18 protein-coding genes are annotated in these 26,339 nt (G+C 67.2%); 5 read left to right on the forward strand and 13 right to left on the reverse strand.

Annotated elements, in window-relative coordinates:
* Nucleotides 1-87 precede the first annotated feature (87 nt).
* The 5 genes from AC2YHA_RS13660 to AC2YHA_RS13680 form a co-directional block, all read right to left on the reverse strand.
* Entirely contained in the window at nucleotides 88-2,634 is a 2,547-nt protein-coding gene (locus AC2YHA_RS13660; RefSeq protein WP_487402037.1) for a TonB-dependent receptor plug domain-containing protein, read from the reverse strand.
* A 399-nt stretch (nucleotides 2,635-3,033) separates the two neighbouring features.
* Nucleotides 3,034-3,399, reverse strand: coding sequence for a nuclear transport factor 2 family protein (locus AC2YHA_RS13665; RefSeq protein WP_487402038.1), 366 nt, complete (start codon nucleotides 3,397-3,399; stop codon nucleotides 3,034-3,036).
* A 360-nt stretch (nucleotides 3,400-3,759) separates the two neighbouring features.
* Entirely contained in the window at nucleotides 3,760-4,251 is a 492-nt protein-coding gene (locus tag AC2YHA_RS13670; RefSeq protein ID WP_487402039.1) for an Hsp20 family protein, read from the reverse strand.
* A gap of 177 nt (nucleotides 4,252-4,428) precedes the next feature.
* The gene (locus AC2YHA_RS13675) at nucleotides 4,429-4,698 is read right to left on the reverse strand and encodes an usg protein (protein ID WP_487402040.1); all 270 of its coding nucleotides are present in this window, start codon (nucleotides 4,696-4,698) and stop codon (nucleotides 4,429-4,431) included.
* Nucleotides 4,695-5,030 carry a hypothetical protein gene (locus AC2YHA_RS13680; RefSeq protein ID WP_487402041.1) on the reverse strand — a complete coding sequence of 112 codons (336 nt, stop codon included), beginning with the start codon at nucleotides 5,028-5,030 and terminating at the stop codon, nucleotides 4,695-4,697. The genes AC2YHA_RS13675 and AC2YHA_RS13680 overlap by 4 nt, the downstream gene beginning before the upstream one ends.
* A 156-nt stretch (nucleotides 5,031-5,186) precedes the next feature.
* Between AC2YHA_RS13680 and groES the strand changes: the two genes are divergently transcribed.
* Both groES and groL read left to right on the forward strand, forming a co-directional pair.
* Nucleotides 5,187-5,501, forward strand: a complete 315-nt coding sequence (gene groES, locus AC2YHA_RS13685) for a co-chaperone GroES (RefSeq protein ID WP_487402042.1) — start codon at nucleotides 5,187-5,189, stop codon at nucleotides 5,499-5,501.
* Between the two features lie 37 nt (nucleotides 5,502-5,538).
* Entirely contained in the window at nucleotides 5,539-7,158 is a 1,620-nt protein-coding gene (groL, locus tag AC2YHA_RS13690; protein WP_487402043.1) for a chaperonin GroEL, read from the forward strand.
* 133 nt (nucleotides 7,159-7,291) lie between these two features.
* Here groL and AC2YHA_RS13695 read toward each other — a convergent pair whose 3' ends face one another.
* Nucleotides 7,292-8,200, reverse strand: coding sequence for a hypothetical protein (locus AC2YHA_RS13695; protein WP_487402044.1), 909 nt, complete (start codon nucleotides 8,198-8,200; stop codon nucleotides 7,292-7,294).
* Between the two features lie 177 nt (nucleotides 8,201-8,377).
* On the opposite strand from AC2YHA_RS13695, the gene AC2YHA_RS13700 reads away from it, so the two are divergent.
* Nucleotides 8,378-16,366 (forward strand): autotransporter-associated beta strand repeat-containing protein, encoded by a 7,989-nt coding sequence (locus tag AC2YHA_RS13700; protein ID WP_487402045.1) that lies wholly within the window; start codon nucleotides 8,378-8,380, stop codon nucleotides 16,364-16,366.
* On the opposite strand, the gene AC2YHA_RS13705 is transcribed toward AC2YHA_RS13700, so the two are convergent.
* Nucleotides 16,352-16,792, reverse strand: a complete 441-nt coding sequence (locus tag AC2YHA_RS13705; protein WP_487402046.1) for a ParB-like protein — start codon at nucleotides 16,790-16,792, stop codon at nucleotides 16,352-16,354. The two genes, AC2YHA_RS13700 and AC2YHA_RS13705, sit on opposite strands and share 15 nt — an antisense overlap.
* A 640-nt stretch (nucleotides 16,793-17,432) precedes the next feature.
* Between AC2YHA_RS13705 and AC2YHA_RS13710 the strand changes: the two genes are divergently transcribed.
* Complete coding sequence (locus tag AC2YHA_RS13710) at nucleotides 17,433-18,263, forward strand: tyrosine-type recombinase/integrase (protein WP_487402047.1); 831 nt, start codon at nucleotides 17,433-17,435, stop codon at nucleotides 18,261-18,263.
* A gap of 130 nt (nucleotides 18,264-18,393) precedes the next feature.
* Here the strand turns inward: AC2YHA_RS13710 and AC2YHA_RS13715 are convergent, their stop codons facing one another.
* Nucleotides 18,394-19,905, reverse strand: coding sequence for an FAD-dependent oxidoreductase (locus tag AC2YHA_RS13715; RefSeq protein WP_487402048.1), 1,512 nt, complete (start codon nucleotides 19,903-19,905; stop codon nucleotides 18,394-18,396).
* 64 nt (nucleotides 19,906-19,969) lie between these two features.
* On the opposite strand from AC2YHA_RS13715, the gene AC2YHA_RS13720 reads away from it, so the two are divergent.
* Entirely contained in the window at nucleotides 19,970-20,467 is a 498-nt protein-coding gene (locus AC2YHA_RS13720; protein WP_487402049.1) for a MarR family winged helix-turn-helix transcriptional regulator, read from the forward strand.
* A gap of 444 nt (nucleotides 20,468-20,911) precedes the next feature.
* Here AC2YHA_RS13720 and AC2YHA_RS13725 read toward each other — a convergent pair whose 3' ends face one another.
* The 5 genes from AC2YHA_RS13725 to AC2YHA_RS13745 form a co-directional block, all read right to left on the reverse strand.
* On the reverse strand, nucleotides 20,912-21,280 hold the full coding sequence (locus AC2YHA_RS13725) for a hypothetical protein (protein ID WP_233784460.1): 369 nt from the start codon (nucleotides 21,278-21,280) through the stop codon (nucleotides 20,912-20,914).
* 178 nt (nucleotides 21,281-21,458) lie between these two features.
* Nucleotides 21,459-23,423, reverse strand: a complete 1,965-nt coding sequence (ftsH, locus tag AC2YHA_RS13730; RefSeq protein ID WP_233784459.1) for an ATP-dependent zinc metalloprotease FtsH — start codon at nucleotides 23,421-23,423, stop codon at nucleotides 21,459-21,461.
* Between the two features lie 80 nt (nucleotides 23,424-23,503).
* Nucleotides 23,504-24,478: a tRNA lysidine(34) synthetase TilS gene (tilS, locus tag AC2YHA_RS13735; protein WP_487402050.1), complete on the reverse strand. Its 975-nt coding sequence runs from the start codon at nucleotides 24,476-24,478 to the stop codon at nucleotides 23,504-23,506.
* Between the two features lies 1 nt (nucleotide 24,479).
* A complete protein-coding gene (locus AC2YHA_RS13740) occupies nucleotides 24,480-25,391 on the reverse strand; it encodes a tetratricopeptide repeat protein (protein WP_487402051.1) in 912 nt (303 codons plus the stop codon).
* A gap of 68 nt (nucleotides 25,392-25,459) precedes the next feature.
* Nucleotides 25,460-26,290, reverse strand: coding sequence for a helix-turn-helix domain-containing protein (locus tag AC2YHA_RS13745; protein ID WP_487402052.1), 831 nt, complete (start codon nucleotides 26,288-26,290; stop codon nucleotides 25,460-25,462).
* Nucleotides 26,291-26,339 lie beyond the last annotated feature (49 nt).

Consider the following 26,339-nt stretch of genomic DNA (forward strand, 5'->3'; position numbering starts at 1 on the left):
AGGCAGGAGCTTTGGCCACAAGCGCCACCCGGTAATCCAGGGCTCCTGCCTTCGCAGGAGCACGCTTCCACTTCATTTGAACAGACCCTAGAATTTGTACCTCAGCGCGACCGACCAGAAACCGCCGGCGGCGCTGATCGGCCCGTTGTTGGTGTAGGAATATTCCTGATAGGCCGCGAGCAGCGGTTGCGGCAGCCTGGCCGGCTTGACGTCGAACAGGTTGTTGATGCTCCCGCTCAGCGTGAGCTGCCTGGTGAGATCGACCGAGATGTCGAGATCGGTGACCCACAGACCGCCGACGCTGTATTCGATCTCGGTCAGCCCGGCATAAGAGCCGGAGGTCGCGACCGTGGTCGGGGTGCCGAACCGCCTGATCTTTCCATAGTGCGTCTCGCGCACCAGCAGCGACACTGGCCCCTTGCGCCAGTTGACGGTCAGGATCTCCTTGTCGCGCGGGGAGAGATAGCGCAGCGTGTTCTGCGATCCGGTGCTGAACACCGGGATGTTGAACGCTGCCAGCACCGCGGGCGTCGGCGCGATCCGCGTGACCTTGGTGTCGTTGAAATTACCGGCGAGCGACCAGTTGATCCGGCCCCATGAACCGAGGTCGAAACCGTGTTCGATCGTCGCCTCGATGCCGCGGGTGCGGCTGTCGGCGGCGTTGATGAAATAGCTGATGCCGTCCAGCCGGCCGAACCCCGCCGCCTCCACCAGCACGCCGGATCCTGGATAGAGCTCCTCGCGGAAGGTGGTCGACTGGGCGATGCGATCGCGCACGTCGATCTGATAGGCATCGACCGCGATGCTGAGCCCCTGCACGGGCTCGGCGACGACGCCGACGCTGTAGTTGGTCGATTTCTCGGGCTTGAGCGGCTTGGCCCCCAGCGCCCGCGCTTCGGGCGAGTTCACCTGGAGGACATGATTGACCGAGGTGTTGGCGTTGCCGGTGTTCTTGTACGCTTGAGCCGCGAGCGCCGGCGCATGAAAGCCGTTGCTGATCGTGCCGCGCAGCGCGAAGCCGCCGCCGAAATCATAGCGTGCGGTGGCGCGCCCGGTGACGGTGTTCCCGAAATCCGAATAGCGCTCGAAGCGTCCGGCGAGATCGATCAGCAGATCGGGCGTCGGATGGAGCGCGACGTCGCCATAGGTGGACAGCGCCCAGCGCCGGCTGTGGGTCTCGTCCTCCGGGCGGAAGCCGGGCAGGGCCTGGGATCCGCCGAGCGACGCGCCGAGTCTCTTGCCGGCATTGGGGCCGTCGAGCACCGGCTGGCCGCCATGGGTATAAGACTGACGGTCGCCGGGGGTGAGGGCGTGCCGCTCCTCGCGATACTCCGCGCCGAATGCCACATCGATCGGGAAGGGCAGCAGGTCGGTGTAGCTGCGGCGCAGGTCGAGATTGTTGGTCCAGTCCGAATAGGCGACGCGGCCGATGTAGAAGTTCGTCTGGCTCTGCAGCCCGTAGGTCGGGTTGATCGAGTTGCGGACGTAAATGTCGATGACGTCGCGGCCATAGGTGGAACTGAGGTCCCAATTCCACCCGGCGAGATCGTCGCCGCGGATGCCGGCGGTGATCGCGTAATCGTCCTCGCTGATCGCCTCGACGGGCGTGAACCCGTCCGGATAGATGGCGCGGACCACCTCGTCGCGGCTCGGATGCCGGAAGTTCTGCGGCGCCGAGGAGGTGCGATGGGCAAAGGTGGCGAAGCCGTACAGTTCGGCGGTCTCGCCGAGCTTCTGTCCGATGTCGCCGCTGATCGTCTCCAGCCGGAACGGCGCATGGCCCTGGTTGATCCACGCATTGTTGTCGCGCGTCGCCTCGCGCGGATTGGGGGTGGCGCCGGCGGGCAGGCGCGGGGACGAGGAGAGATTGCCCGCGGGCAGGATCTGCTGCCCCGACGCGTTGAGCGGGAAGTAGAACAGGAAGCTCGAAGGGATCGGGCTGTTGCGGATGACGATCTTCTGGTCGTCGATCTGTCCGGCGAGATGCAGGAAGCCGCCCTCGCCGAGCTTCACCCCCAGGTCGGCCTTGAACTGTCGAGTGAGGCCGTCTCCCTCATAGAAGCGGCCGACACGCGCCGAGACTTCGCCGCCTTCGGCCGATTTGTCGGTGATGATGTTGATGACCCCGGCGATCGCATCCGACCCATAGATCGCCGAGGCGCCGTCGCGCAGCACCTCGATCCGCGAGATCGCGCCGCTCGGAATCAGCGAGAGATCGGCGGGTGCCGACGCGCTGAAGCCGCCCGCGCCGAGGAATGCCGTCGAGTGGCGCCGCTTGCCGTTGACCAGCACCAGCGTCTGGTCCGGATTGAGGCCGCGCAGCTGGCCGGCGCGGACCATGCTGCCGACGTTCGGCGTGCCGACATTGGGCAGGTTGAAGGACGGCAGCAGCGAGTTGAGCGTCTCGAGCAGATTGGCCTTCTTCGCCTTGTCCACCGCATCGCTCGACAGGATGTCGACCGGCGCTGGGCTCTCCGCCGCGGTACGGTTCGCCGCGCGCGAGCCGGTGACGAGGATGGTGTTCGCCTCGTTCTCCGCCGCGGCCGGCGTCTCCTGGGCATGGGCCATATGCCCCAGGGCCAGCGCAAGCGCTGCAACCGATGTGCGGCCGACGAAAGTTGCTGGTGATCGCATGAGCCCCCCGATCGAAATCCCGAATGGAGGGGTGCTAGGGCAGGCAGGCGCCGCCCGGTCATGGCGATTGGTTACATGCTTATGTCAGCGGACGTGATCGGCATCGCCGATGTCGCACGGTGCGCGAATGGGTGAGAACTGACGCGGCATGTGGGGTCGATCTATGGTGCGCACTCCGTCAGCGTTCGATGGCACAGTTCGATGAGCGCGGTCTTCTCATCTTAGTTCGGGCGGCAGGTGAGTTAGTCGCATGAGGGAATGGAGCGGTCATCGAGGGGCGGCCACAGACCCCACTTCGGACCGTCACTTGAGAGTTGAATGGGGATTGGCTGCCCACCTATTGACACCGAAGGCCTACCACGCTCGTTTCAGCGGAACAGACGGCCCTCCTGCGACTTCTCACTGCGCAGGATTGAAGAAGAAATAGTGCTCGATCAGCTTCCCGTCTTTCGCACGGGCAACATCGACGCCGGTCACGGTGATTTCACCAGGCGGGCCGCCTTTCCACCGCGCCGTAGCGACGCCGTGATGCCCTAAGCCCGGCCCGTCGATTTCGAAGCGGAATCCGGCCGGCATGTCGGCAAGGACGCCCGCCACGACCTCGGAGATGGCTTGATGCCCGCTGACGGCACGTGTCGGCTCGAAGATTGTTGCATCGGTATGGTAGATTTCGTCGATTGCAGCGAGCCGGGCGGCGTCGTCGCGTTCGTTCCAGACGCGCTGAATGCTCGCGTGCAACAGTTCGACTTCTGGCGCTTCCGACAAAATTACCTCCCGTGCTTACGTGCTTGGCCACCCATCACGTGCCCGCGAACATATCATTGGGCGATACCGTACCGCACACTCAAGTCATTCCGATGAAAGACAGGTATCAAGCCGCCCGATCTCGAACCGGAACGGTGGCAAACGGGGCGTTTCCTGCCGGTCCAGTCTCGGTGCGGTCTAACCGGCTTCAGACGTCAATAATTGAGTGGAAATGGGGCTCCGCTCCTCGTCGCGGAAGAGCGCGGGCGCCGTATTCTCCTGCCGGCGCCACGGGATCAGATCACGCATAGCCATGATTCTCTCCTTGGTTTGCTGGCAAATGGGCCCGCCGCCCTGAGCGGCGCGGCGGACCCGATCGTCCTAGGCAGCTTCGAGCTGCCTGGTTTCGGTCATGGCCTTCGAGGAGTCCTCGATGCGGCGGCCGTCCTCGCCGCCCGAGCCGATCGCGATCTTGCGCGGCTTCATCGCCTCGGGGATCTCGCGCACCAACTCGATCGAGAGCATGCCGTCCTGAAGGTCCGCATTCTTCACCTGGACATAGTCTGCCAAGCCGAATCGGCGCTCGAAGTCGCGCGCGGCGATGCCGCGATGGATATAGCGGCTGTCGTCGCTGTCCTTCTTGCGGCCGGTGACGAGCAGCATGTTCTGCTGCGCAGTCACTTCGATCTCGTCGGGACGGAAGCCGGCCACCGCCATGTTGATGCGGTAGCGGTCCTCGCCGTCGCGGACGAGGTCGAACGGCGGGTAGCCGTCGGTGATCTGCGAAGTGAGGCCGTTCTCGAGCAGATCGAACAATCGGTCGAAGCCGACCGTCGAGCGCCGGAACGGCGAGAAGTCGTAGTTGGTCCTCATATCCAAGTCCTCCTATGAGCAACGAGTCTATGAAGATGCGTCCGAGAGAGCGGACGCTCTCCATGCCGGATCCATGCCGGCATCCGGCAGCATTTATCTGGTTCGGGCGAAACGGCTTTCAAGAGGTTTCAAGGGCTTGTTTCGCATCGTTTCCGCACGTGGGGAGCAGCCTGCGGTTCACTCGATCGAGATGATGCCATCGACGGCGCGCCACTCGGCCGGCCGGATCAGCCGCTCATGTTCGATCCGCACCGAATGGAGCGCCGCCTCGATCTCGCGGCGCCAGTGATCGAGGAAATCCAGCAGCACCGGAAAATCGGGCGCCAGATCATATTCCTGCCAGACGAACAGCTGCAGCAGCGACGGCGCGTCGGGACGGTGATAGTGAATTTCCGCCAGCGTCAGTCCATAGCCTTCGAGCTGGGCCAGAAGGGCACGATCGGTCACTGGACCCTCGCTCCTTCCTCCGGCCTGTCGAGCTGGCGAAGAGCCGCGAGCACATCGTCAACCGGAACCGGATGTGGCAACTCAGGCGGCTTGCGCAGCGCCGGCTGGGACTCGACCGCAAATCGGTCGGATGCCCAGGAGGCGAGCACCATGCGTTTGACCTCGGGCATGATCGCCGAGTGTGCGAGAACGTCCTTCGGACTCTTGAATGGAAGCCGAGCGCTGTTCGACACGCGATAACCTCCTTCCTTCAGTCGCTCCTTTTCCTCGGGCACGAACGCCCGAGCATGTAATTTGTTGAACCTTATCATCAGCTTCAAGCTCAAGATCACGTAAGAATCCCTCTTGGCAGTCGCTGGGCCAGAGTGCTAAATAGGCGCTGCGGGTGTCCGGAAGCGGCTGTCCGTTTCCTCCGGCGCCCGCGGTCGCCGTGCCGCATTCGGGCGGCGACCCTTCACGAACATTGCTGGCAAATGGAGGTTTTGCAGATGCATTTCCGTCCCTTGCACGACCGCGTGCTCGTCCGTCGCATCGAGGCCGAGGAGAAGACCGCGGGCGGCATCATCATTCCCGACACCGCGAAGGAAAAACCGCAGGAGGGCGAAGTCGTCGCCGTCGGCGCGGGCGCGCGCGATGACAGCGGCAAGCTCGTCGAGCTCTTGGTCCAGCCCGGCGATCGCATCCTGTTCGGCAAATGGTCCGGCACCGAGGTCAAGATCGACGGCGAGGAGCTGCTCATCATGAAGGAAAGCGACATCCTCGGCGTGATCGAGACGACCGCGGAGCTGCGCAAGGCTGCCTGACTTCAACCGATTGGCAAGGAAAGGAGTGATTTGAGCAATGGCTGCCAAGGAAGTGAAATTTGCGTCGGACGCGCGTGATCGCATGCTGCGCGGCGTGGATACGCTTGCGAATGCAGTGAAGGTGACGTTGGGGCCCAAGGGCCGCAACGTCGTGATCGACAAGAGCTTCGGCGCACCCCGCATCACCAAGGACGGCGTCACCGTCGCCAAGGAGATCGAGCTCGCCGACAAGTTCGAGAACATGGGCGCGCAGATGCTGCGCGAGGTCGCCAACAAGCAGAACGATCAGGCCGGCGACGGCACCACCACCGCCACCGTCCTCGCCCAGGCCATCGTGCGCGAGGGCTCCAAGGCCGTCGCCGCGGGGATGAACCCGATGGACGTCAAGCGCGGCATCGACATGGCGGTGAACGCCGTGGTCAAGGATCTCGAGGCGCATGCGAAGAAGGTCAGCGCCAACAGCGAGATCGCCCAGGTCGCCACCATCTCCGCCAATGGCGATGCCGAGATCGGCCGCATCCTCGCCGAGGCGATGGACAAGGTCGGCAACGAGGGCGTGATCACCGTGGAGGAGGCCAAGAGCCTCGAGACCGAACTCGAGACGGTCGAGGGCATGCAGTTCGACCGCGGCTATCTCTCGCCCTATTTCATCACCAACACCGAGAAGCTCCGCGTCGAGCTGGATGATCCCTACATCCTGATCCACGAGAAGAAGCTCTCCAACCTCCAGGCGCTGGTGCCGCTGCTCGAGAAGGTGGTGCAGTCGGGCCGTCCCCTCCTGATCATCGCGGAGGACGTCGAAGGCGAGGCGCTCGCCACGCTCGTCGTCAATAAGCTGCGCGGCGGGCTCAAGGTCGCGGCGGTCAAGGCGCCGGGCTTCGGCGATCGCCGCAAGGCGATGCTCGAGGACATCGCGATCCTCACCGGCGGCAACGTGGTCAGCGAGGATCTCGGCACCAAGCTCGAGAATGTCACGGTCGCGATGCTCGGCCGCGCGAAGAAGGTGGTGATCGACAAGGACAACGCGACGATCGTCGACGGCATCGGCACCAAGACCGACATCGATGGGCGCATCGCGCAGATCCGTCAGCAGATCGAGACGACCACGTCGGACTATGATCGCGAGAAGCTCCAGGAGCGCCTCGCGAAGCTCGCCGGCGGCGTTGCGGTGATCCGCGTTGGCGGTGCGACCGAGGTCGAGGTCAAGGAGAAGAAGGACCGCGTCGACGACGCGCTCCACGCCACGCGCGCTGCCGTGGAGGAAGGCATCCTGCCGGGTGGCGGCATCGCGCTGCTGCGCGCGCTGAAGGCGCTGGAAGGCCTCCAGGCCGCCAACGACGACCAGCAGTCCGGCATCGACATCGTTCGGCGCGCTCTGCGAGCGCCCGCGCGGCAAATCGCCGAGAATGCCGGCGAGGACGGTGCCTATATCGTCGGCAAGCTGCTCGAGCAGAACGACTACAACTGGGGCTTCAACGCCGCGAGCGGCGAGTATGAGGACCTGGTGAAGGCCGGTGTCATCGATCCGGCGAAGGTGGTCCGTACCGCACTCCAGGATGCGGCGTCGGTGGCCTCGCTGCTGATCACGACCGAGGCATTGGTCGCCGAGCTACCCAAGGAGGAGAAGCCGGCACCGATGCCTTCGATGGATTATTGATCAACGAGAATGGGCTCGGCCATCGGCCGAGCCCACCCTCCGCGACGACTACCGACGGGGCGATTCTGTCAGCACCGCAGCTCCAACGCAGCGGACGGCGTCCTCCGTGTCCGGCCCGGAAGGCGTACGCCGGCTATTGATCCCAAATGTGCTCGCCGGTGGCGGATACCTCGCTTTTACCGGCGAGAATGGAGTCGGCGATGGATGCATAGTGCGCCAGTTCCGATGCCGACCAATATTCGAATTCATCGACGAAGCTCTGCTCGGCATGAACGATACGGCCGCGGCCATCGGTCGCAAACCATTGCTCGCGCATGGCCAAAGTCATCAGATTGCCGACATGCGAGGGAGAGATGCGGAAATGCCTCGCCAGGTTGCGATAGGACAGCGAAAGCGCATTCTCCTCTGCCAGGTGCGCATAGATTGCCGCCATGACTGCGGCGAGGATGAGATAGCCGCAATCCTTGGTCGCGAAATGCATCACGCGCGGAAAGGGATCGAGTAGGGTGCCGTTGCCGGCCAGCACGAACGCGGCCGATCGGTAGACGAGCTCGTTCTGTAACGTGGAATCGCTCTCGATCCGGGATGCGCGAGGCTCGATCGGGAGCTCGAGCGCATCGGCGGCGCGCAGGAAGGCGAGCATCGAGCGAGTAATCGCGGCGGTGAGTTGACGCGACGGCGCGAGAATATGACCTCGCGAGCGGCTGTTAGCAGGTTCGATCGTCAGCAACCCGCCGGCGCGCAGGCCGGCCACGATGCTGGCGGTCTGACGTGGACTGAGGCTGCTCGTCGCCTGGAGCCGCGCCAGTGTCGGCAGCGGCCCGCCATAGTGGCGCCAGGCATGATAGTGGTGGATTTGGAGAAAGCCGACCATGTAGCGGCCGAACTGGTTGAACAGCTTGGCGATCGGCCAGCCATCGGGATCGATCTCGATCATTTCGCGGCAATAGGCGGCCAGCGCCGGCCGCAGGCGCGGATGAGCCAGGAACGCGTTCGCGCGAGCATCGCTCCGGACGAGCAGCGGCGCGGCCTCAATCCCCATAATTCCCTTGTTCATGCAAAGTTTGGACTCGTGGGCGGTTATGGCCGCGGATTATTAAGTTCAACCATATCCGGAACAGCTTGCCGCCGTTTCCGACGATTGTCGCCCGATGCTCCGTGCTCGGCCAGTCGATCGGACGCGCGCCGATCGCTTGCCGGCAAAAGGGGGTAAATCGACATGCGCAGCAACTCTCTGCGCCGCGCGCTGGCGGCTGGCACGGCGCTCGGGACACATGGCTTCGCGGCTGTGGGCATCGGTCTCGCGCTGATCGCTGTGCCCGACGCTGCACGCGCGCAGACCAACAACTACTGGCTCGGCGGCGACGGTCGCTGGGCGGACGCGAGCCAATGGAGTGAGGGCGTTCCGCCAAACTCCTCCCTCGACGCCCGGGTCCAGACCGGCGACGACATCGCCATCGATACGCCCGATGCACGGGTCGTCACGTTGTGGCTCGAATCCGACGAGAGCGCCCCCGCGCGTGCCGTGGTGACGAGCGGCGGAACACTGTCCGCCAGTTACGTCATGATCGGTGAGCTCCCGAATCAGTCCGGCGAACTGGTCGTCGACGGACCGGGAGCCAAGGCCCTGGTGACCGGTTACCTCGCTTTCGGGCGTACCGGCGGCGACGCGACGGTCGCCATCACCAACGGCGGCTTGGTTCAAGCCGGCGTTACGCAGGCGTACGGCAACGGCGGCCAGGCCCGGCTCGTCGTCGACGGAGCCCAGTCGGAGCTGAGGACCGAACTGCTCCAACTCCGCGGATCGGGCGCCGCCCCCGCTCTCGTTCAGATCGCCGCAGGTGGCCGCGTGAGCGCCTCCAGCCTCTTGCTCGAAGGCGATGTTGGGATTTCGCTCAACGACGGCATGCTCGCCGCCTACGACGTCTCCGTCACCGGAGGCGCGAACGAGATTGCCGTCACTACGGCCGGAACGCTGCGGCTCGGCACGACGATCGGCGAGTTCGGCGGTACGCTCTCGCTCACCAAGATGGGCACGGGAACGCTTCAGCTCACCGGTGATCACGCATATTCCGGCGGGACGACGATTTCGCAGGGCATCGTGCGGGCGCTCGGCGCGGGCAGGAACTCGATCGGCGACGCGTCCGCCGTCACGATCGCGGCCGGCGCGACGCTCGCGCTGACCGGCGGCGGCGGCGCGGCGGGGCTCGAGGACGACGACGAGACGATCGGCTCGCTGGCCGGGAGCGGCACGGTGGCGCTCGGCGCGCAGACGCTGACCGTCGGCGCCAACAACGCCAATACCACCTTCTCAGGCTCGATCAACGGCACCGGGTCCCTCCGCAAGACGGGAGCGGGCACGCTGACGCTCGCCACGGCCAACAGCTATTCGGGCGGGACGACCGTCGCGGGTGGCACGCTGGTGCTGCAGGCGAACGAGGCGATCGGTCAGGGGCCGCTGACGCTCGCGGGCGGGACGCTGGTGGCCAATGCGGCCGTCCAGCAGGTCGCCGCCTTGAGCGGAACCGGCGCCATCCAGGTGAACAACACCCTCACCGTCAACCAGGCCGCCGACACGCTTTACGCCGGCACCGTCTCGGGCTCCGGAGCATTATGGAAGGCGGGCGCCGGCCAGCTCACGCTCGTGGGCGTGCTGTCGGGAGGCGTGCGGGTCAACGTATCGAGCGGGACGCTCGCACTGTCGGCGGCGAACAGCTATTCCGGCGGGACGACGATCGGCAACGGCGCGAAAGTCATCGTCGGATCCGACCAGGCGCTGGGCACCGGCGCGATATCGGTATTCGCCTCGGGCGGCGGGCAGGTCGAGGCGGGCGCGAACGTTACGCTCGCCAACGCCATCGTCATCAACCGAGCGGCCGCCAACGCCAACCTGGCAATCACCGGGGACCGCGATCTTCGGCTGAACGGCGTGATCAGCACCGGCGGCAGCGGCACCGGCGGGGGCCTGATCAAGCGGGGCAATGGCGTGCTGAGCCTGGCCGGCGCCAACACCTATAGCGGCGGAACGGTGATCGAGGGCGGCGCCATCCGGCTGCTGAACGATCGCGCGCTCGGCACCGGCGCGATCCGCATGGCAGGCGGCACCACGCTGAGCTTTGCCGGGTCCCCCTGGCAGACCCTCGGCGCGCTGACGCTCGACGGTGACGTGATGCTCGACGTCGACCAGTTCCAGAATGCGTCGCTCAACCGCACGATCTCGGGCACCGGCGGGTTCACCAAGACGGGGCTCGGCACGCTGAGCCTCTATGGCGACAACAGCTTCGACGGGGACATCCATGTCCGCGAAGGCAGGCTGTGGGTCGACAATTGGGCAGGTATGGGCAATCGCGCGATCGCCGACACCGCGCTGGTGACGGTGGACGCGGGCGCCACGATCGCCTTCCAGAAGTCGGAGATCTTCGGCGCGCTGGCCGGCGCCGGCCTGGTCGACATCACCTACGCTGGGGACTTGGGACTCACCGTCGGTGGGTCCGACACGGATTTCACCTTCGCGGGCAACATCTCGGGGGGTGATCCGACCAATCCGACCTTCCCCAGCTACGGCCTGACCAAGATCGGGAGCGGCACCTTCACCCTCACCGGCGCCAGCGATTCGCAGCGCGGTGTGTACGTGGCCGCCGGTACGCTGGCGGTGGAGGGCTCGATCGCGAGCTCGCTCGTCGACGTGAACGGTCGGCTGACCGGCGGTGGCAGCATCGCCGGGATCGTGCAGCTCTATGGCGGCGGCACGCTGGTCGGCGCCGCGGGGCGGACGCTGTCGATGGGCGGCCTGATCATGAATCCGGGGGCGATCCTGGACGTGACGCTCGGCGCGCCGGGCAACGACGCACTGTTCGACGTGGCGGGCAATCTGCGGCTCGACGGCGCCGTCAACGTCACCGACGGCGGTGGATTCGGCGCGGCCGGCGTCTATCGCCTGATCAGCTATACGGGTACGCAGAGCGGGAGCGGGCTGACGATCGGGTCGGTCCCAGGCGGCGTCGACCGTGCCAACCTCAGCGTGCAGACGGGCGTCGCCGGCCAGGTGAACCTGGTCTCCAACGCCGGGCTGACGTTGCGCTTCTGGGACGGCGGCAATGCCGGCCTTTACGACAACGGCGCGGTCAACGGCGGTTCGGGCCTGTGGACCGCGGGCGGGCGGAGCTGGACCGATGCGAACGGGTTCGCCAACGGGCCGATGCGGCCGGTGCCGGCGTTCGCGGTGTTCCAGGGCTCCGCGGGGACGGTGACGCTCGACACGGGCAGTCTGCCCGCGGTCACCGGCATACAGTTCGCGGTCGACGGCTACCGCCTGACCCTCGGCGAGATCGCACTCGACGGCGGCGCCTTCACCTCGGTCCGCGTCGGTGACGGCACGCTTGCCGGGCGCGGGATGACCGCACGCATCGAAAGCGCGCTGATCGGCAACAGCGGCCTGCTGGTCAACGACCTCGGCACGCTGATCCTGTCCGGTAACAACAGCTATACCGGCGGGACGCGGGTGGATGCCGGCACGCTGATCGGCAGCGTCCGCTCGATCCGCGGCGATCTCGAGAACGGCGGCACCGTCGTGTTCGAGGAGGAAGGCAGCGTCACCTTCGCCGGCGACATCTCCGGCCTTGCCAGCACCTTCGGCCAGATGATCAAGCGCGGCGACGGCGAGCTGATCCTCGGCGGTTCGAACAATCTCGACTGGAGCGTCGAAGCCGGCACGCTGACCGCGCAGGCGGCGGCGTTCACCGGCAATGTGGCGATCGGCGATGACGGGCGGCTGGCGCTCTCCTCCGGCGCGGCGCCGGGGCGCGAGGTCGTCTACCGCTATACGTTGTCCGGCAGCGGGGCCTTCGATGTGAGGGGGGCGGGGACGCTAGTGCTCGAAGGCGCGTCGGGCGGCTTCTCCGGCACTACCAACGTCGCGGGATCGGCGCTGCGGGTGAACGGCAGCCTGGGTGGGATGCTGCAGGTCGGCGCGGATGGTGTGCTAAGCGGCAGCGGCAGCGTGGGCGACGTTCGGGTCGATACGGGCGGCCGTCTGGCCGGGATCGCCGGATCGACGCTGGAGCTGGCCAGCCTCGAGCTTTCGGCGGGTGCGGCGATCGACGCCACCTTCGGCCGTACGAGCGACCCGGCGCTGTTCGATGTGGCCGGCGGTCTGACGCTGGACGGAACGCTGAACGTCGGCGGAGCGACGCCGCTGCAGGCCGGCATCTATCGGCTCATCAGCTATGGCGGCGCGCTGATCGATCGCGGGCTCGAGCTCGGCGCCGTGCCGTCGGGTCAGGCTGCCAGCGATTACTTCGTCCAGACCGCTGCCGCCGGGCAGGTGAACCTGGTGTCGTCGGCCGGCGCCGATCTGCGTTTCTGGGACGGCGGCGACCCGGCGCGCCACTTCAACGGTGCGGTCGACGGCGGCGCGGGGACCTGGCGGCTTGGCGACAGGAGTTGGACCGGCGCCGACGGCAGCATCAACGCCGGCCCGACGCCGCCGGGCTTCGCCGTTTTCCAGGGGACGGGCGGGCGAGTCGTGCTCGACGATGGGGCGGGCGCGCTGTCCGCGACCGGAATGCAGTTCGCCGTGGACGGCTACAGCCTGAGCGGCAGCGCGCTCGGCCTGGCGGGAAGCGACGGACGGACGGTGATCCGCGTCGGCGACGGCACGGCAGCAGGCGCAGCCATCACCGCGCGCATCGATGCCCCGCTGACCGGCGCGACTGCGTTGGTCAAGAGCGACGCCGGGACGCTGATTCTGGGCGGCGCGAACAGCTATTCGGGCGGGACCATGATCGAGGGCGGCGTGCTGTCGATCGCTTCCGATGGTGCGCTGGGTGCGGCAGGCGGCGGCATCACCTTCGCCGGGGGCAGCCTTGCGGCGACGGCCGACCTGGCGACCGACCGGGCGGTCACGCTGAACGGCACCGGCACCTTCTCGGTCGCCGACGGCACTGCGCTGACGCTGAACGGCGCGCTGTCGGGCGCCGGCGGACTGGTGAAGCGGGGTGGGGGCGAGCTGATCCTTTCCGCGGCGAACGGCTATGCCGGCGATACCGTGGTCGAGGCGGGCACTCTGTCCGGCAGCGCGGAGGCGATCCGCGGCAACCTGTCGCTGGCCGGCACGGTGCGGTTCACCCAGCAGAACGACGCCGGCTTCGCGGGCAATCTCGCCGCACTCGGCAGCCATCCGGGACAGGCGGTGAAGGCCGGCACCGGCACGCTGACGCTCGCCGGCACCAGCAACGTCCGCTGGTCGGTGGACGAAGGCGGCCTCGCGACGGCGGCTTCCCGCTTTACCGGCGACGCGGCGGTGGCGAGCGGCGCGTCGCTGCGCTTCGAGGAGGCAGGTGACGCGAGCTATGCCGGCGCGCTCTCGGGCGGCGGCAGCTTCGTCAAGGCCGGCGTGGGCCTGCTGACGCTCACCGGGAATTCCGCTGCGTTCGGAGGCGCGACATCGCTCGAAGCCGGGCAACTCGTCGTCGACGGCAGCCTGGGTGGCCGCCTGACGGTCGGATCGGGGACGACGCTCGGCGGCCGGGGCGCGGTGGGCGACGTGCGGGTGGCGGACGGCGGTCATCTCGCCGGCGGGGTCGGTGCAATGCTGACACTCTCGAGCCTGGAGCTCGGCTCCGCCGCCCAGATCGATGTCGCGCTCGGGGCGCCCGGCCGTGCGGCGGTGTTCGATATCACCGGCGACCTGACGCTCGACGGGACGCTCAACCTCACCGACGCGGGCGGCTTCGGCGCCGGGATCTATCGCCTGTTCGATTATGGCGGCACGCTTGCTGATCGCGGGCTGGCGATCGGAACCATCCTGCCCGGCATGTCGCCGGACGACCTCGCCGTGCAGACCTCGGTCGCGGGACAGGTCAATCTGGTCTCGTCGTTCGGAGCGGAGCTGCTCTTCTGGGACGGCGGCGATCCGGGCCGCCGCGACAACGGCGCCGTCGATGGCGGCGCCGGTGTCTGGCGCGCGGACGGCCGCGCCTGGACCGACGCGACCGGCGCGGTGAACGGGGCGATGCGCCCGCAACCGGGCTTTGCGGTGTTCCAGGGGCCCGGTGGAGACGTGACGATCGACGGTAGCGCCGGAGCGTTGTCGGTCACCGGCCTCCAGTTCGCCGGCAAGGATTATCGCTTGTCCGGCGACACACTGACGCTCGCGGGGGAGAATGGTCGCACCATCGTCCGCGTCGGTGACGGCAGTGCAGCGGGCGCCGCCATCTCCGCGACCATCGCGGCGGCGCTCACCGGCACCGGCGACCTGGTAAAGACCGACCTCGGCACCCTCGTCCTATCCGGCGCCAACAGCTATTCGGGCAACACCTTTGTCGAGGCGGGAACGCTGATCGGCGATGCCGCCGCAATCCGGGGCGATGTCGCCGCTGCCGGAACGGTGGTGTTCGATCAGGCAAGCGACGCGACCTTTGCCGGAACGATCGGTGGTCTGGGCAGCGCGAACGGCTCGGCCGTCAAGCGCGGGGCCGGCGTGCTGACATTGGGCGGCGCAAGCTCGCTCGACTGGACGATCGAGGCCGGCAGTCTGGTGACCAGGGTCCAGTCCTTCACCGGCGACGCCGCGATCGGCTCGGGCGCGTCGCTGCTATTCTCGCAGGCGGAGGACGGCACCTATGCCGGGCGGCTCAGCGGTCAGGGCAGCCTGACCATCGCGGGAAGCACGGTGCGGTTGACCGGCGACAGCTCGGGCTTCGCCGGCCAGGTCCGCGTCGAGAACGGCGTATTGAATACCGCTGGCAAGCTCGGCGGTGCGCTCACCCTCGGCACGGGGGGCTGGCTGCGCGGCAACGGCGCGCTCGGTTCGGTGACGATCGCGAGCGGCGGCACGGTCGCGCCGGGCAACTCGATCGGCACGCTCACCGTCACCGGCAACCTCGTCTTCGCGCCGGGCAGCCGCTACGAGGTCGAAGTCGATCCCGCTGGCGCCGCCAGCGATCGCATCGACGTGCTCGGCGTCGCGACGCTCGCCGGCTCGGTCGTCCATGTTGGGCCGGGCGGCAATTACCGGCCGCGCGCGACCTACACGATCCTTACTGCCGTCGGCGGGATTCAGGGCAGTTTCGGCGCGGTGACCTCGGATTTCGCCTTCCTCGATCCAAGCCTGGGCTACGCCGCCAATACCGTGACCCTGACGCTCGAGCGCAACGACATCCGCTTCGAGGACGTCGGCGTCACGCGCAACCAGCGCGCTGTTGGCGCGGGGCTGGAGAGGCTGACCTTCGGCAACCCGCTCTACGACGCGCTGGTGATGACGGACGCGGCGGGGGCTCGTGCCGCGTTCGACGGCCTGTCGGGCGAGATCCACGCCTCGACTCGCGCGCTGCTGGTCGAGGACAGCCGCCTGCCGCGAGGCGCGGCGTTGCGCCGGATGCGCGAAGCGGACGGCGAGACCGGCGTCGCGATTTGGGGTGAAGCCCTGGCAAGCTGGGGCCATCTCGGCAGCGACGGCAACGCCGCGCGCGTCGAGCGCTCGGCCGGCGGCGGTCTCGTCGGCATCGAGGGGCTCACCGACGGCGGCACGCGGCTCGGGGTGTTCGGCGGCTATCACCGCGACGACATCAACGGCCGCGGCAATGCCGATGTCGACAGCTATCATGTCGGCCTTTATGCCGGAGCGCGGTTCGGCGCATTGGCGCTGCGCACCGGCTACGCCTTTGCCTGGCATGACGTTTCCGCTCGGCGCACCGTCGCGTTCGCCGGCTTCGACGACCAGCTTCGGTCTCGCTACGGCGCCTCGACCGCCCAGGCCTTCGGCGAAATGGCCTATCAGCTGCCTGTCGCCGGAGGCTCGTTGGAGCCGTTCGCCGGCCTTGCCCATGTAACGGTCGACGCGGAGCACGCCCGGGAACGCGGCGGCGCGGCCGCTCTCGATCTGGCGCACGGCACCCTGTCGACCACCTTCACGACCCTGGGCCTGCGCAGCGCCGGGGAGATTCCGCTCGGGGGCGGCATCACGCTCCGTTCGTCGGCCGGGTGGCGGCATGCGTTCGGCGACCGCTCGGCCGAGCTTCAGGCGAGATTGGACGGCACACGCTTCACCATTGCCGGCGCTCCGATCGCGCGCGATGTGCTGGCGGCAGAGTTAGGTGTCGGCGCGGCGCTTGCCAGGAACGTCCGGTTCGATCTTTCGTATGACGGCACGATCGCGAAGCGAGCGCAGGATCATGCTGCGCGAGCGTCGCTATCATGGCGCTTTTAAGAAATCATTGGCGGGGAATCTTGCCGTCTTCAAATGAGTAGCAATCGACTCCTCAAACGGTCGCAACAGCGGGTCGTGTCTGGCCTCGAGGAAGTATTCTGCCGACCGGCGCGGCGACTTTTCCGATTCTGCCTGCGGCACGGATTTGTGTCCTCCAGGCGCCCGCACCAGCCGGGCAAGTAGGAAGCGTCCTGGTGCCGAGCGGCCTCCAATGCCTTGGCCACCGCCCGCTCGAAGTCGTCTCAACAAGCTTCGGCTAACCCGGCGGCTCAGGAAATCCGCCCAGAGGAATTCCGAATAGGGCGTAGCGTCCTTGGCACAATCACCCGAGCGCCGCAGTTCGCCGGCAAGCGATCGATACGGATCGTCCTTCATCGCGCCGATCCACTTGGGAAGCTTGTCATGCGAATGATGCGCCTGCAGCATCGAACGGGTGCTCTGGCTCTATACAGCGGCGGGTGGGGTCGGCGGCGTTGATCATTGCGATTGCGAGCATCGGCGCGCGCTGGCCGGCACCGCCGCCATAAAGCGCCGATCGGCGCTCCATGGTATAAGCGACCTGCAATGGCAGATGGACGCGCCGCACCCGACGATGCGACCGCCAGCGGCGAAGAGCGCGCGTGCGACGCTATACCCGTCCATCTGAGCCAAGGTCGGCTTTCCCATATTCGCGCGCCAAAACCCGCCAGGCAGCTTGCGGCCCAACTGTGGTCATGAACCGTCGTATGTCGCCTCTCCGAATCACCTTCAACATATTGGCTGAACGCGATGGAGGGACCCGAACCGCCACCCAGTTCTGAGGTTCATGGAATTGCTTATGGTATGGCCTCCGTGTTCTTGAAAAAATCACTATTAGTCAATGTATTGACTGGCCATTTTCGAGTCCTCTTCTGGCACCACTTTCCCGTCCACGGACGTCCAAGAACGTCCCGTAAGTGGCTCGGAAACAAGCGCTTTTTCTACTACTTTGTCCGGCGAGGTTCGGGTGGGTTTGCCCACAGATACCCCGCTTTTGGGGTACTTTTCGGGGCCCATGATCCACCCGTTTTCGGATGGAGATACCCCCTTGGCGCTCACCGTTCTCGCCATCAAGAATGCCCGGCCTCGAGCAAAGGCGTACAAGCTCTTCGATGAGCATTCGCTCTTCCTCCTCGTCACCCCGAGCGGTTCGAAATACTGGCGACTCAAGTATCGCTATCTCGGCAAGGACAAGGTGCTGTCGCTCGGCGTCTGGCCCGAAGTCAGCCTTCCGGAGGCACGAGAGGCGCGTGATGCCGCCCGCAAGCTGGTCGCGGACGGCATCGATCCAGCTGCGGAAAAGAAGCTCAAGCGGATGCGGGCGCAGTTCGACGCCGGCAACAGCTTCAAGTCAGTCGCGGAGGAATGGGTCACGAAGATCACCCGCGAAGGCCGCGCCGGGATCACGCTCGAAAAGGTGCAGTGGCTGCTCGGGATGGCGTATTCCGATATCGGGTCGCGCCCGATCAACCAGATCGAGGCGCTGGAAGTGCTGGCCGTGCTGCGCAAGCTGGAAGCGACGGGACGCTATGAAAGCGCCAGGCGCATGCGCAGCGTTATCGGCCGCGTCCTCCGCTACGGCATCGCGACTGGCCGGGTGCAGCGGGACGTGGCCGCCGACCTAAGGGGCGCGATCGTTGTCCCGAAGACCCGACACTACGCGGCTATCACCAACCCCAGGGACGTGGGTGAGCTGCTGCGCGCGATAGAGGCGTTCTCCGGGTACGGCATCACCAAATACGTGCTACGGATGTCGCCGCATGTGTTCGTCCGGCCGGGCGAGCTGCGTCAGGCCGAATGGAGCGAGTTCGATTTAGAGCGCGCGAGCGGCCGAACGTTAGCCGCCATGTGGCCTGCGACGCCCGCGAGGAAGAACTAGGAGAACCATTGGTGGATCACCACCATCAATCCGCGATCCAGCTCGAAGAACATCAGCAGACCTGTGCCCGCCATGGGGGAAGAACGCGCCGATCGTAAGTGGCGTCGCCCATCCTCTAAACGTCGGCAGCTTAGGCATCGGCGTGCGCTGGGACGGCGAGGCCCATCGCATCGAGATGGCGCTCCAGTTCGGTGAGATGCGCGGCATCGACGATCGCCCCGACATATCCGTCGGGCCGCACCAGCACCCAGTCGCCTGTCGCGACGCCATAGGCATTCTGGAAGTGCCGTTCCCGGTCGACCAGGGCCTCATCGGCGCCGATGCGGTGGATGTGCAGACCCTCGCGTGGAGCAACCCCGGTGCCACCGGGCTCATAACCGAGCAGCGTCCAATGCGGCCCGGCGAACAGCTCGAATAGGCGGCGATCCTGGCCGGCCGCTCCGGCCACGGGTGCGTCGGGTGCCCGTTCGCCGGCGAGCAGCATGCCCTCACGCGCCGGCACCTCGAGCGACAGCGGCGAATCCGGATAACCGATGTCGAGTTGATGCACCTCCCGCCCGCGCCGCATGTCGCCGCGCTTCGCCGCATCGAGCAGCCTCGTCGCGAGCCCCAACATCGCCCCGGCGACCGGCCGGCGTTCATCCTCATAGCTGTCCAGCACCGCGGGCGAAGCCCCGGCGAGGGTCGCAGCGATCTTCCAGCCGAGATTATAGGCGTCCTGAACGCTGGTGTTGAGGCCCTGTCCCCCCGTGGGCGGATGGATATGGGCGGCATCACCCGCGAGAAACACGCGTCCGACCCGATACCGGTCGGCGAGACGCGCGTTCATCGTATAGGCCGAGGCCCAGGAAACGCTCTCGATGCGAATCCCGCTTCGTCCGATCCGCGTGTCAACCATCGCCTGGAGGCCCGACGCGGTCAGGTCGGCGTCGCCTTCGAGCGGGATCGGGGCCTGGATCTGGAACATCGGCGTACCCGGCAGCGGACAGAAGGAGATCTGGGTCTCCATGTCGCCTTCATTGAAGCGATGCCAGGCATCGCGCCCCAATCCGGTCAGCACCACGTCGGCGACCAGCGCGCGGATGCCCAGCGTCTTGCCGGGGAAGTCCAGCTCGAGGCTCTTGCGCACGAAGCTGCGGCCGCCGTCGGTGCCGACCAGATAACGTGCGCGCACCGTCTGCTCCCCGCTGGGCATGAGCAGCCTGGCGGTCACGCCTTCGTCGTCCTGCACGAACGCGACGAGCTCGCATCCGAATTCCGGCCGGTGCCCCAGCTCGGCAAGCCGCTCGCGCATCACCCGTTCGGTGAGGAACTGCGGGACGAGCAGCGCGAGGTGGAAGGGTTCGGCGGGCGTCGGAGCAAAGGATTCCGCCACCAGCGAGTCCTGGAAGCTGCCGTCGCTGCGATATTCGCGCAGCGGCGGGTAGAGCCCGCCTGTGGCGACAATGCGGTCGAGGATGCCGAGATCCTCGAAAATCTCCTGGCTACGCGGTTGAATACCCTTGCCGCGCGAGCCGGGGAACGGGGCCGGCAGCTTGTCGATCAGACGGAACCGTACGCCCCGGCGCGCAAGCTCGATGGCCAAGGTCAGGCCGGCGGCGCCGGCGCCGGTGATCAGCACGTCGATATTTGCCGCTTCCATGTTGGCCTCCATTGCGTGTAAGTTGCACATATCCATCGGGAGCCGGACAGTGTCAATAAAGAAAGTGCATCCTACACATATTTCGGAGGCGCTCCCCCGACTGCACCGCTCGCTCCTCGACATCGTCGCGGTGATCAACGAGCCGGAGCGGGACGAGGAAATCCTGCGGCTGGCCGGGCTTACGCTCGAGCGTGCGCTTTTCCCGCTCATCGTGGGGATCGAGCGGCTGGGGCCGATCGGGGTCGTCGATCTCGCCGCGAAAGCCGGCCGCGACTATACGACCGTGAGCCGTCAGGTGGCGCGACTCGAGGAGCTCGGCCTGGTCGAGCGCCGCCCTAGCGCGGCGGATCGTCGTGTGCGGGAGGCGGTGATCACCAAACGCGGCAAGGCGGCGACCGATGCCCTGGATGCCGCGCGCGAGCGGCTGGCGATCGAGATGTTCCGCGACTGGAGCCGGCAGGATTTCGACGATCTGGTGCGGCTGCTCCGGATGCTCGCCGACGGTATGAACCGCGACATCACTGCTGGACGCGACATCGCTCCGCCCGATCGGGAGAGCTGATCGGCGGGCCGGCCGGAAAGGTCGTATGAGACCATTGAGAAACCACCGCGGTTCTTCCGGATGCCGCGGCCACGCGGGCGGCTCGCTTCAGGTCTCCGGCCGCGTCGACGAATAAGCGATCGAGGCGATACGCCACCACCGCCGCCCTTGACCAGCTGTCAGCATTCGCTGTCTGGCCTCACAATGCGCGGGCGGTCCGCGACGGCACGATCCGGACGCTCGAGGGCCGCACGATAGCGAGAACCGGGCCTCTGCCTGTCGCATCGGCTGCGCAAGACGATGACCGACGAGGCCTGTGATGTCGTGATCGACACGATCTCGTTGACGGTTCGCTATTGTACGGCGAGCATGTGATTGCGGGCGAGGAGGACGGCGAAGTGCTGATCTCCGCAGCCTGTCAGCGTGCTGACGTGCCTGCAACGAGTGGAAAGTGGTTGCTCCACGTCAGCGGATGAGATGCTCTGCCTGGAGGGCGTTCAGCATCATGATCACGACACCGGCCGCCACGATAGGGAACAGGATGATATAGGCGATGACATTGTTTCTGTAGAGGCTCGGAGCGTCATCCCGATATACCCGCTTTTCTGGAACGCCGGTCACGACGTAACCGTGCATCGCGGCGGTGTAGAGTTGCCTGGCCAAGTGCCAAATAGCCCACGGTCCCGGAACGAAAACTGCGAGCAGCCACAGAAGATTCGAGCGCCCCGCGATCGGGGGAACGGCCCATAACAACACCGGCGCCGCAACAGCGATAATGATTGCGAACATGCTGCGGCGAGTAAGCACGATGCTGAACTTGTCCTCCGCTGGCATCAGCGACAGGTGGCGATGAAATCGGCGACCGTCGTCGGCGGCTGCTGCGCCACCGCCGCCGGAACGACCGCCATCGCCAGCGCGAGCGCCAGCCCGGCAAGTCTCATGAAAAACCCTCCCGCACCTTTCGATGCGGGAGGGCTATGGAGCACAGGGTCAGCCGTCAATCGGCCCGCGATCAAGCGCCCTGCGGGGCCGGATTGCCGAACGGTCCCTTGGGTCGGCGCGTCTTGGGCACGGAGGTGCCGCTGACCGGCACCGGCGCCGCCGCCGCACCGGAATCGCCGCGGTCGATCGTTTCGCCGGCAAGCAGCCGCTTGATCTCGTCGCCGGACAGCGTCTCGAACTCGAGCAGCGCCTGCGCCAGCGTGTGGAGCTGGTCGCTGTGCTTGGTGAGCAGCTCCTTGGCGCGGGTGAGGCCGGACTCGACGATCCGCTTGATCTCGGCGTCGATCTTGAGCGCGGTCTCGTTCGACATCTGGCGCGAGCGGTTGACCGAATAGCCGAGGAACACCTCCTCGTCGGCCTCGGCGTACTGGAGCGGCCCCAATTCGTCGGACATTCCCCAGCGCGTCACCATGTCCCGGGCGAGGCCGGTCGCGTACTGGATGTCGCTCGACGCGCCCGAGGAGACCTTGTCGTAGCCGAAGATGATCTCCTCGGCGACGCGGCCGCCCATGGACACCGCCAGGTTCGCGTACATCTTGTCGCGGTGGTAGCTGTAGCTGTCCCGCTCCGGCAGGCGCATCACCATGCCGAGGGCACGGCCGCGCGGGATGATCGTCGCCTTGTGGATCGGGTCGGACGCCGGCTCATGCAGCGCGACGATCGCGTGTCCCGCCTCATGATAGGCGGTCATGCGCTTCTCGTCGTCGGTCATGACCATCGAGCGGCGCTCGCTGCCCATCATGACCTTGTCCTTGGCCTCCTCGAACTCCTGCATCGCCACCAGCCGCTTGCCCTTGCGCGCGGCCATCAGCGCGGCCTCGTTGACGAGGTTGGCGAGGTCGGCGCCCGAGAAGCCCGGCGTGCCGCGGGCGATCGTGCGCGCGTCGACGTCGGGCGCCAGCGGCACCTTCTTCATATGGACCTGCAGGATCTTGACCCGGCCCTCGATGTCCGGGCGCGGCACCACCACCTGGCGGTCGAAGCGGCCGGGGCGCAGCAGCGCCGGGTCGAGCACGTCCGGCCGGTTGGTCGCGGCGATGATGATGATGCCCTCGTTCGCCTCGAAGCCGTCCATCTCGACCAGCAGCTGGTTGAGCGTCTGCTCGCGCTCGTCGTTGCCGTTGCCGAGGCCGGCGCCGCGATGGCGGCCGACCGCGTCGATCTCGTCGATGAAGACGATGCACGGCGCCGACTTCTTGGCCTGCTCGAACATGTCCCTGACACGGGAGGCGCCGACGCCGACGAACATCTCGACGAAGTCGGAGCCGGAGATGGTGAAGAACGGCACGCCCGCCTCACCCGCGATCGCGCGGGCGAGCAAGGTCTTGCCGGTGCCGGGCGAGCCCACCAGCAGCGCGCCTTTCGGGATTTTGCCGCCGAGGCGGGCGAACTTGGTCGGGTCCTTCAGGAACTCGACGATCTCCTGCAGCTCCTCGCGCGCCTCGTCGATGCCGGCGACGTCGTCGAAGGTCACGCGGCCTTCCTTCTGCGTCAGCATCCGCGCGCGCGACTTGCCGAAGCCCATCGCGCCCGATCCCGAGCTCTTCTGCATCTGCCTCAAGACGAAAAAGGCGATACCGAGGAACAGCAGGAACGGCAGCGACTGGTAGATCAGCAGCAGCCAGATATTGGTGCCCTCGTCCGGACGCGCGTTGATCTGGACGCTCTTCTTGCGCAGATTCTGGATCAGCGTCGGGTCCTGGATCGGATAGGTGCGGAACTTCTCGCCCGAGGAGAGCGTGCCGGTGATGACGTCGCGCGATATGTTGACGTCCTTGACCGTGCCTTCGTCGACCTTGTCGAGGAAAGTCGAATAGGGGATCGAACTCCCCGCGGTCGCGGTCGAACGGCCGTCGATCAGCGTGACGAACAGCGCCAGCCCGAGCAGGATCGCCACCCAGATCAGCAGGCTCTTCATCCAGGGGTTGCCGCCGCCGTTGTCCTGGCCGCCGGGCTGCTTGTCGTTGTCGTTCATCGCGTGGGAATCACCTTTCCGCCCGATAAGATAGGACTTGGCAGGTTAATGGCAATGGAACGGACGAGGGATCGGGTCGATCAGTGCGGGCGGCGCGGCGGGGCTGCGGCGAAACGCCAGCGCCCGCGGGAGGGGCGGATCGCCACCCCGGCCTGCGTCGCGCCGCTGCCGGATTCGAGCGCGTCGAGCAGCGGCTCGACATTGGCGGCGTCGGACCAGGCAGGGCCGGTGATGCCGGCGACGCGGCGGATCTCGGCGATTCCGCGGCGCACTGCCCGGCGGCGAAGCTCGCGCGGCAGTCCGGCAGGGTCGAAAGTCAGGGCGGCCCCGTCGATCCGCGCCCGCTCCGCCCAGAGCTGGTCGAGCCAGGCGGCGAGCGCCTGTTCCGCCTCGGCGAGGTGTGCGGCGCTGCGAGCGAGCCCGGCGGCGTCGAACCAGCGGTTCTCCTCCAGCAGGCGCCGCACGCGCGTGCGGTCGAACGCGTCGTCGCGGTTGCTGGGGTCGTCGACGAACGGCAGGCCACCCGCCTCCACGATCGCGCGCAGCTCGGCCCGGCTCCAGTCGAGCAGCGGACGGATCAGCGGCACCACACCCAGATCGCGCCGCACCCGGACCGCAGCGAGCCCGGCCACGCCCGACCCTCGCGCCGCGCGCATCAGGAGGGTCTCGGCTTGATCGTCGCGATGATGCGCGGTGAGCAGCGCCGCGGCGCCTTGCTCCTCCGCCCAGCCACTGAGCAGCGCATAGCGCGCCTCGCGCGCCCGCGCCTGGATGCTGGCGCCGGCGATCGGCTCGGCCGGAACGAGTGTGGCGTGGGGAATGCCACGCCCACTGCACCAGGCGGCGACCATCGCCGCTTCCTGGGCGGAGGCGGCACGGAGGCGGTGATCGACGGTGGCGACCACGATGCGGCCGGGAAAGGCGGCATGCGCCAGCGCCAACATCGCCATGCTGTCAGGCCCGCCGGAGACGGCAAGTGCCAGCCGCTCGCCTTCATCCAGCCCGCGCCCGAGCGCCGCCGCGACGTCGACGGCGAAACGCTCGGGGTCGGTCACGTCACTGGCACTTGGCAGCCGCGCGACCCTTGGCGATGTCGGCGGCCATGGCGGTCGTGATCTTGCCGGCATAAACCGAGCTCAGCTCGCTGTAGACCTTGCATGCATCCGCCGGCTTCTTGAGCTGGACCAGCGCCTGCGCCAGGTAGAACAGGCTGTCCGGCGCCCGCTCGCCGTCCGGGAACTTCTTGTAGCTGTCGTAGAAAGCGAGCGTCGCAAGGTTGGGCTTGCCCTCGTCCAGATAGGCGCGGCCGAGCAGGTTCTGCGCATAGCTCGCACGGCGGTGCTTGGGGAATTTGTCGGCGACCGCCTTCAACGCTGCCTCCGCCTCGGGATAGAGCTTCGCCTGCCACAGGCGATAGCCGTAGACATAGCCGTCCTCGGCCTCATCGCCGGTCTTGGGACGCTCGATACCAGCCGCGGCGCGTGCCGGATCGGCACCCGCGGACGCCGCCGGGCGGGTCGGCGTGACCGGCGGCGGCGCAGCCTCGGCCGGCCCGCCTACCGCGGGGGCATCGCCTGCCGGGACGCCGCCGCCCTCCAGCGCCTTCAGCCGTGCGTCGGTCGCGGTTTTATAGGCGTTGAACGCCTCCTCGAGCTGGCGGACCCGGTAGTTGGCCTGCTCGACCTGCCCGGTGACGTTGCGCACGCCCGCCTCCAGCGCGCTCACCCGCGCGGTCAGGTCGACGAGCCCGCCGCCCGCCGGCGTGCCCGGTTCGGCGATCGGGGCCTGCGGCGCAGTGATCTGCGGCTCGACCGTCATCCCGGCGCCGCCCGGGAACACCTTCCGCTGCACCGCGCGCATCTCGCTCTCGAGCTTGCCCACGCGACCCTCGAGCCCGCTCTGCGCCTGCGCCGGAGCAGCGAACCCGAGCGTTGCGGCAACCAGCGCCGCGGCCAAAACGATACGCATCCTCATCAATCCCCGGTGTCTCGAACCCAGGGCGCCCCTATCGCAGCTTTGGCGTCATGCCGCCAGTGTCAGGGGACGGCGGTCGCGTTCGATCCGCCGGCCGCAGCCGGCGCCGCGCCGCGCGCGAGCAAGGCGGCGGCGCTGATCGGCACGTCCTTGATCGCGACCTTGCCGTTGCCGAGCGGCGCCACCTTCGAGCCATTGACGGTGACGTCGAGCTTGTCCGGCCGGCCGATGTTGATCATCGGCCCGTTGGCATCCATCGGCACGTCGTAGCGCTCGCCGGGCGCCAGCGTCTTTATCAGCAGCGTATTGTTGGCGGCGTCATAGATGCGCACCCACACCTCGTCGGTCGCGGTGAGCGTGACCTGGCCGCCGGCCGGCGTCGGCGCGGGCGTCGGCACCGCCACGGTCGCCGTGTCGGCCGGCGCCGCCTGAGGCTCCGCCGTCGCCTCGGCCGCGGTGGGCGCGCTGTCGCCGCGGAAGATGCCGGTGCCGTACCACAGGCCGATGCCGGCCAGGATCAGCAGCGCGAGCAGCGCTCCGCCCCATACCAGCCCGCTCGGCGGCGTGCGCGAGGGTTCGTCGGCCTCGTAGATCGGCGTCGCCGGCTCGCGGCTCGGCAGCATCGACAGCTCACCCCGCACCTGCGTGCCGAGTGTCACCTCGTCGACGCCGACCGCGCGGGCATAGGCCTTGGCGAAGCCGATCGCATAGGTGGTGGACGGCAGGCTCGCATAGTTGCTCGCCTCGATCGCCTCGAGATGGCGCTGAGGGATGCGCGTGCGGGCGGCGACGTCGGCGATTTCCAGCCCCTGCGCGATCCGCGCGTCGCGCAGGACCTCGCCCGACTGTTTCGGGAACAAATTCGCGTCGCCTTGCGCCTCGCCTTCGACCATCGCCGTCTCCGTGGGGGCCACGCCACGAACTGCGGCGCGCGGGTGTGTC

The organism is Sphingomonas sp. SRI_018, assembly GCF_057586275.1.

Bases quoted from the DNA above. Each gene is read 5' to 3' on its own strand.
- AC2YHA_RS13660 (WP_487402037.1), bottom strand. From the start codon at position 2,634: ATGCGATCACCAGCAACTTTCGTCGGCCGCACATCGGTTGCAGCGCTT.
- groES (WP_487402042.1), top strand. From the start codon at position 5,187: ATGCATTTCCGTCCCTTGCACGACCGCGTGCTCGTCCGTCGCATCGAG.
- AC2YHA_RS13670 (WP_487402039.1), bottom strand. From the start codon at position 4,251: ATGAGGACCAACTACGACTTCTCGCCGTTCCGGCGCTCGACGGTCGGC.
- AC2YHA_RS13695 (WP_487402044.1), bottom strand. From the start codon at position 8,200: ATGGGGATTGAGGCCGCGCCGCTGCTCGTCCGGAGCGATGCTCGCGCG.
- ftsH (WP_233784459.1), bottom strand. From the start codon at position 23,423: ATGAACGACAACGACAAGCAGCCCGGCGGCCAGGACAACGGCGGCGGC.
- AC2YHA_RS13705 (WP_487402046.1), bottom strand. From the start codon at position 16,792: ATGCTGCAGGCGCATCATTCGCATGACAAGCTTCCCAAGTGGATCGGC.
- AC2YHA_RS13740 (WP_487402051.1), bottom strand. From the start codon at position 25,391: ATGCGTATCGTTTTGGCCGCGGCGCTGGTTGCCGCAACGCTCGGGTTC.
- AC2YHA_RS13725 (WP_233784460.1), bottom strand. From the start codon at position 21,280: ATGCCAGCGGAGGACAAGTTCAGCATCGTGCTTACTCGCCGCAGCATG.
- AC2YHA_RS13715 (WP_487402048.1), bottom strand. From the start codon at position 19,905: ATGGAAGCGGCAAATATCGACGTGCTGATCACCGGCGCCGGCGCCGCC.
- groL (WP_487402043.1), top strand. From the start codon at position 5,539: ATGGCTGCCAAGGAAGTGAAATTTGCGTCGGACGCGCGTGATCGCATG.
- AC2YHA_RS13700 (WP_487402045.1), top strand. From the start codon at position 8,378: ATGCGCAGCAACTCTCTGCGCCGCGCGCTGGCGGCTGGCACGGCGCTC.
- AC2YHA_RS13745 (WP_487402052.1), bottom strand. From the start codon at position 26,290: ATGGTCGAAGGCGAGGCGCAAGGCGACGCGAATTTGTTCCCGAAACAG.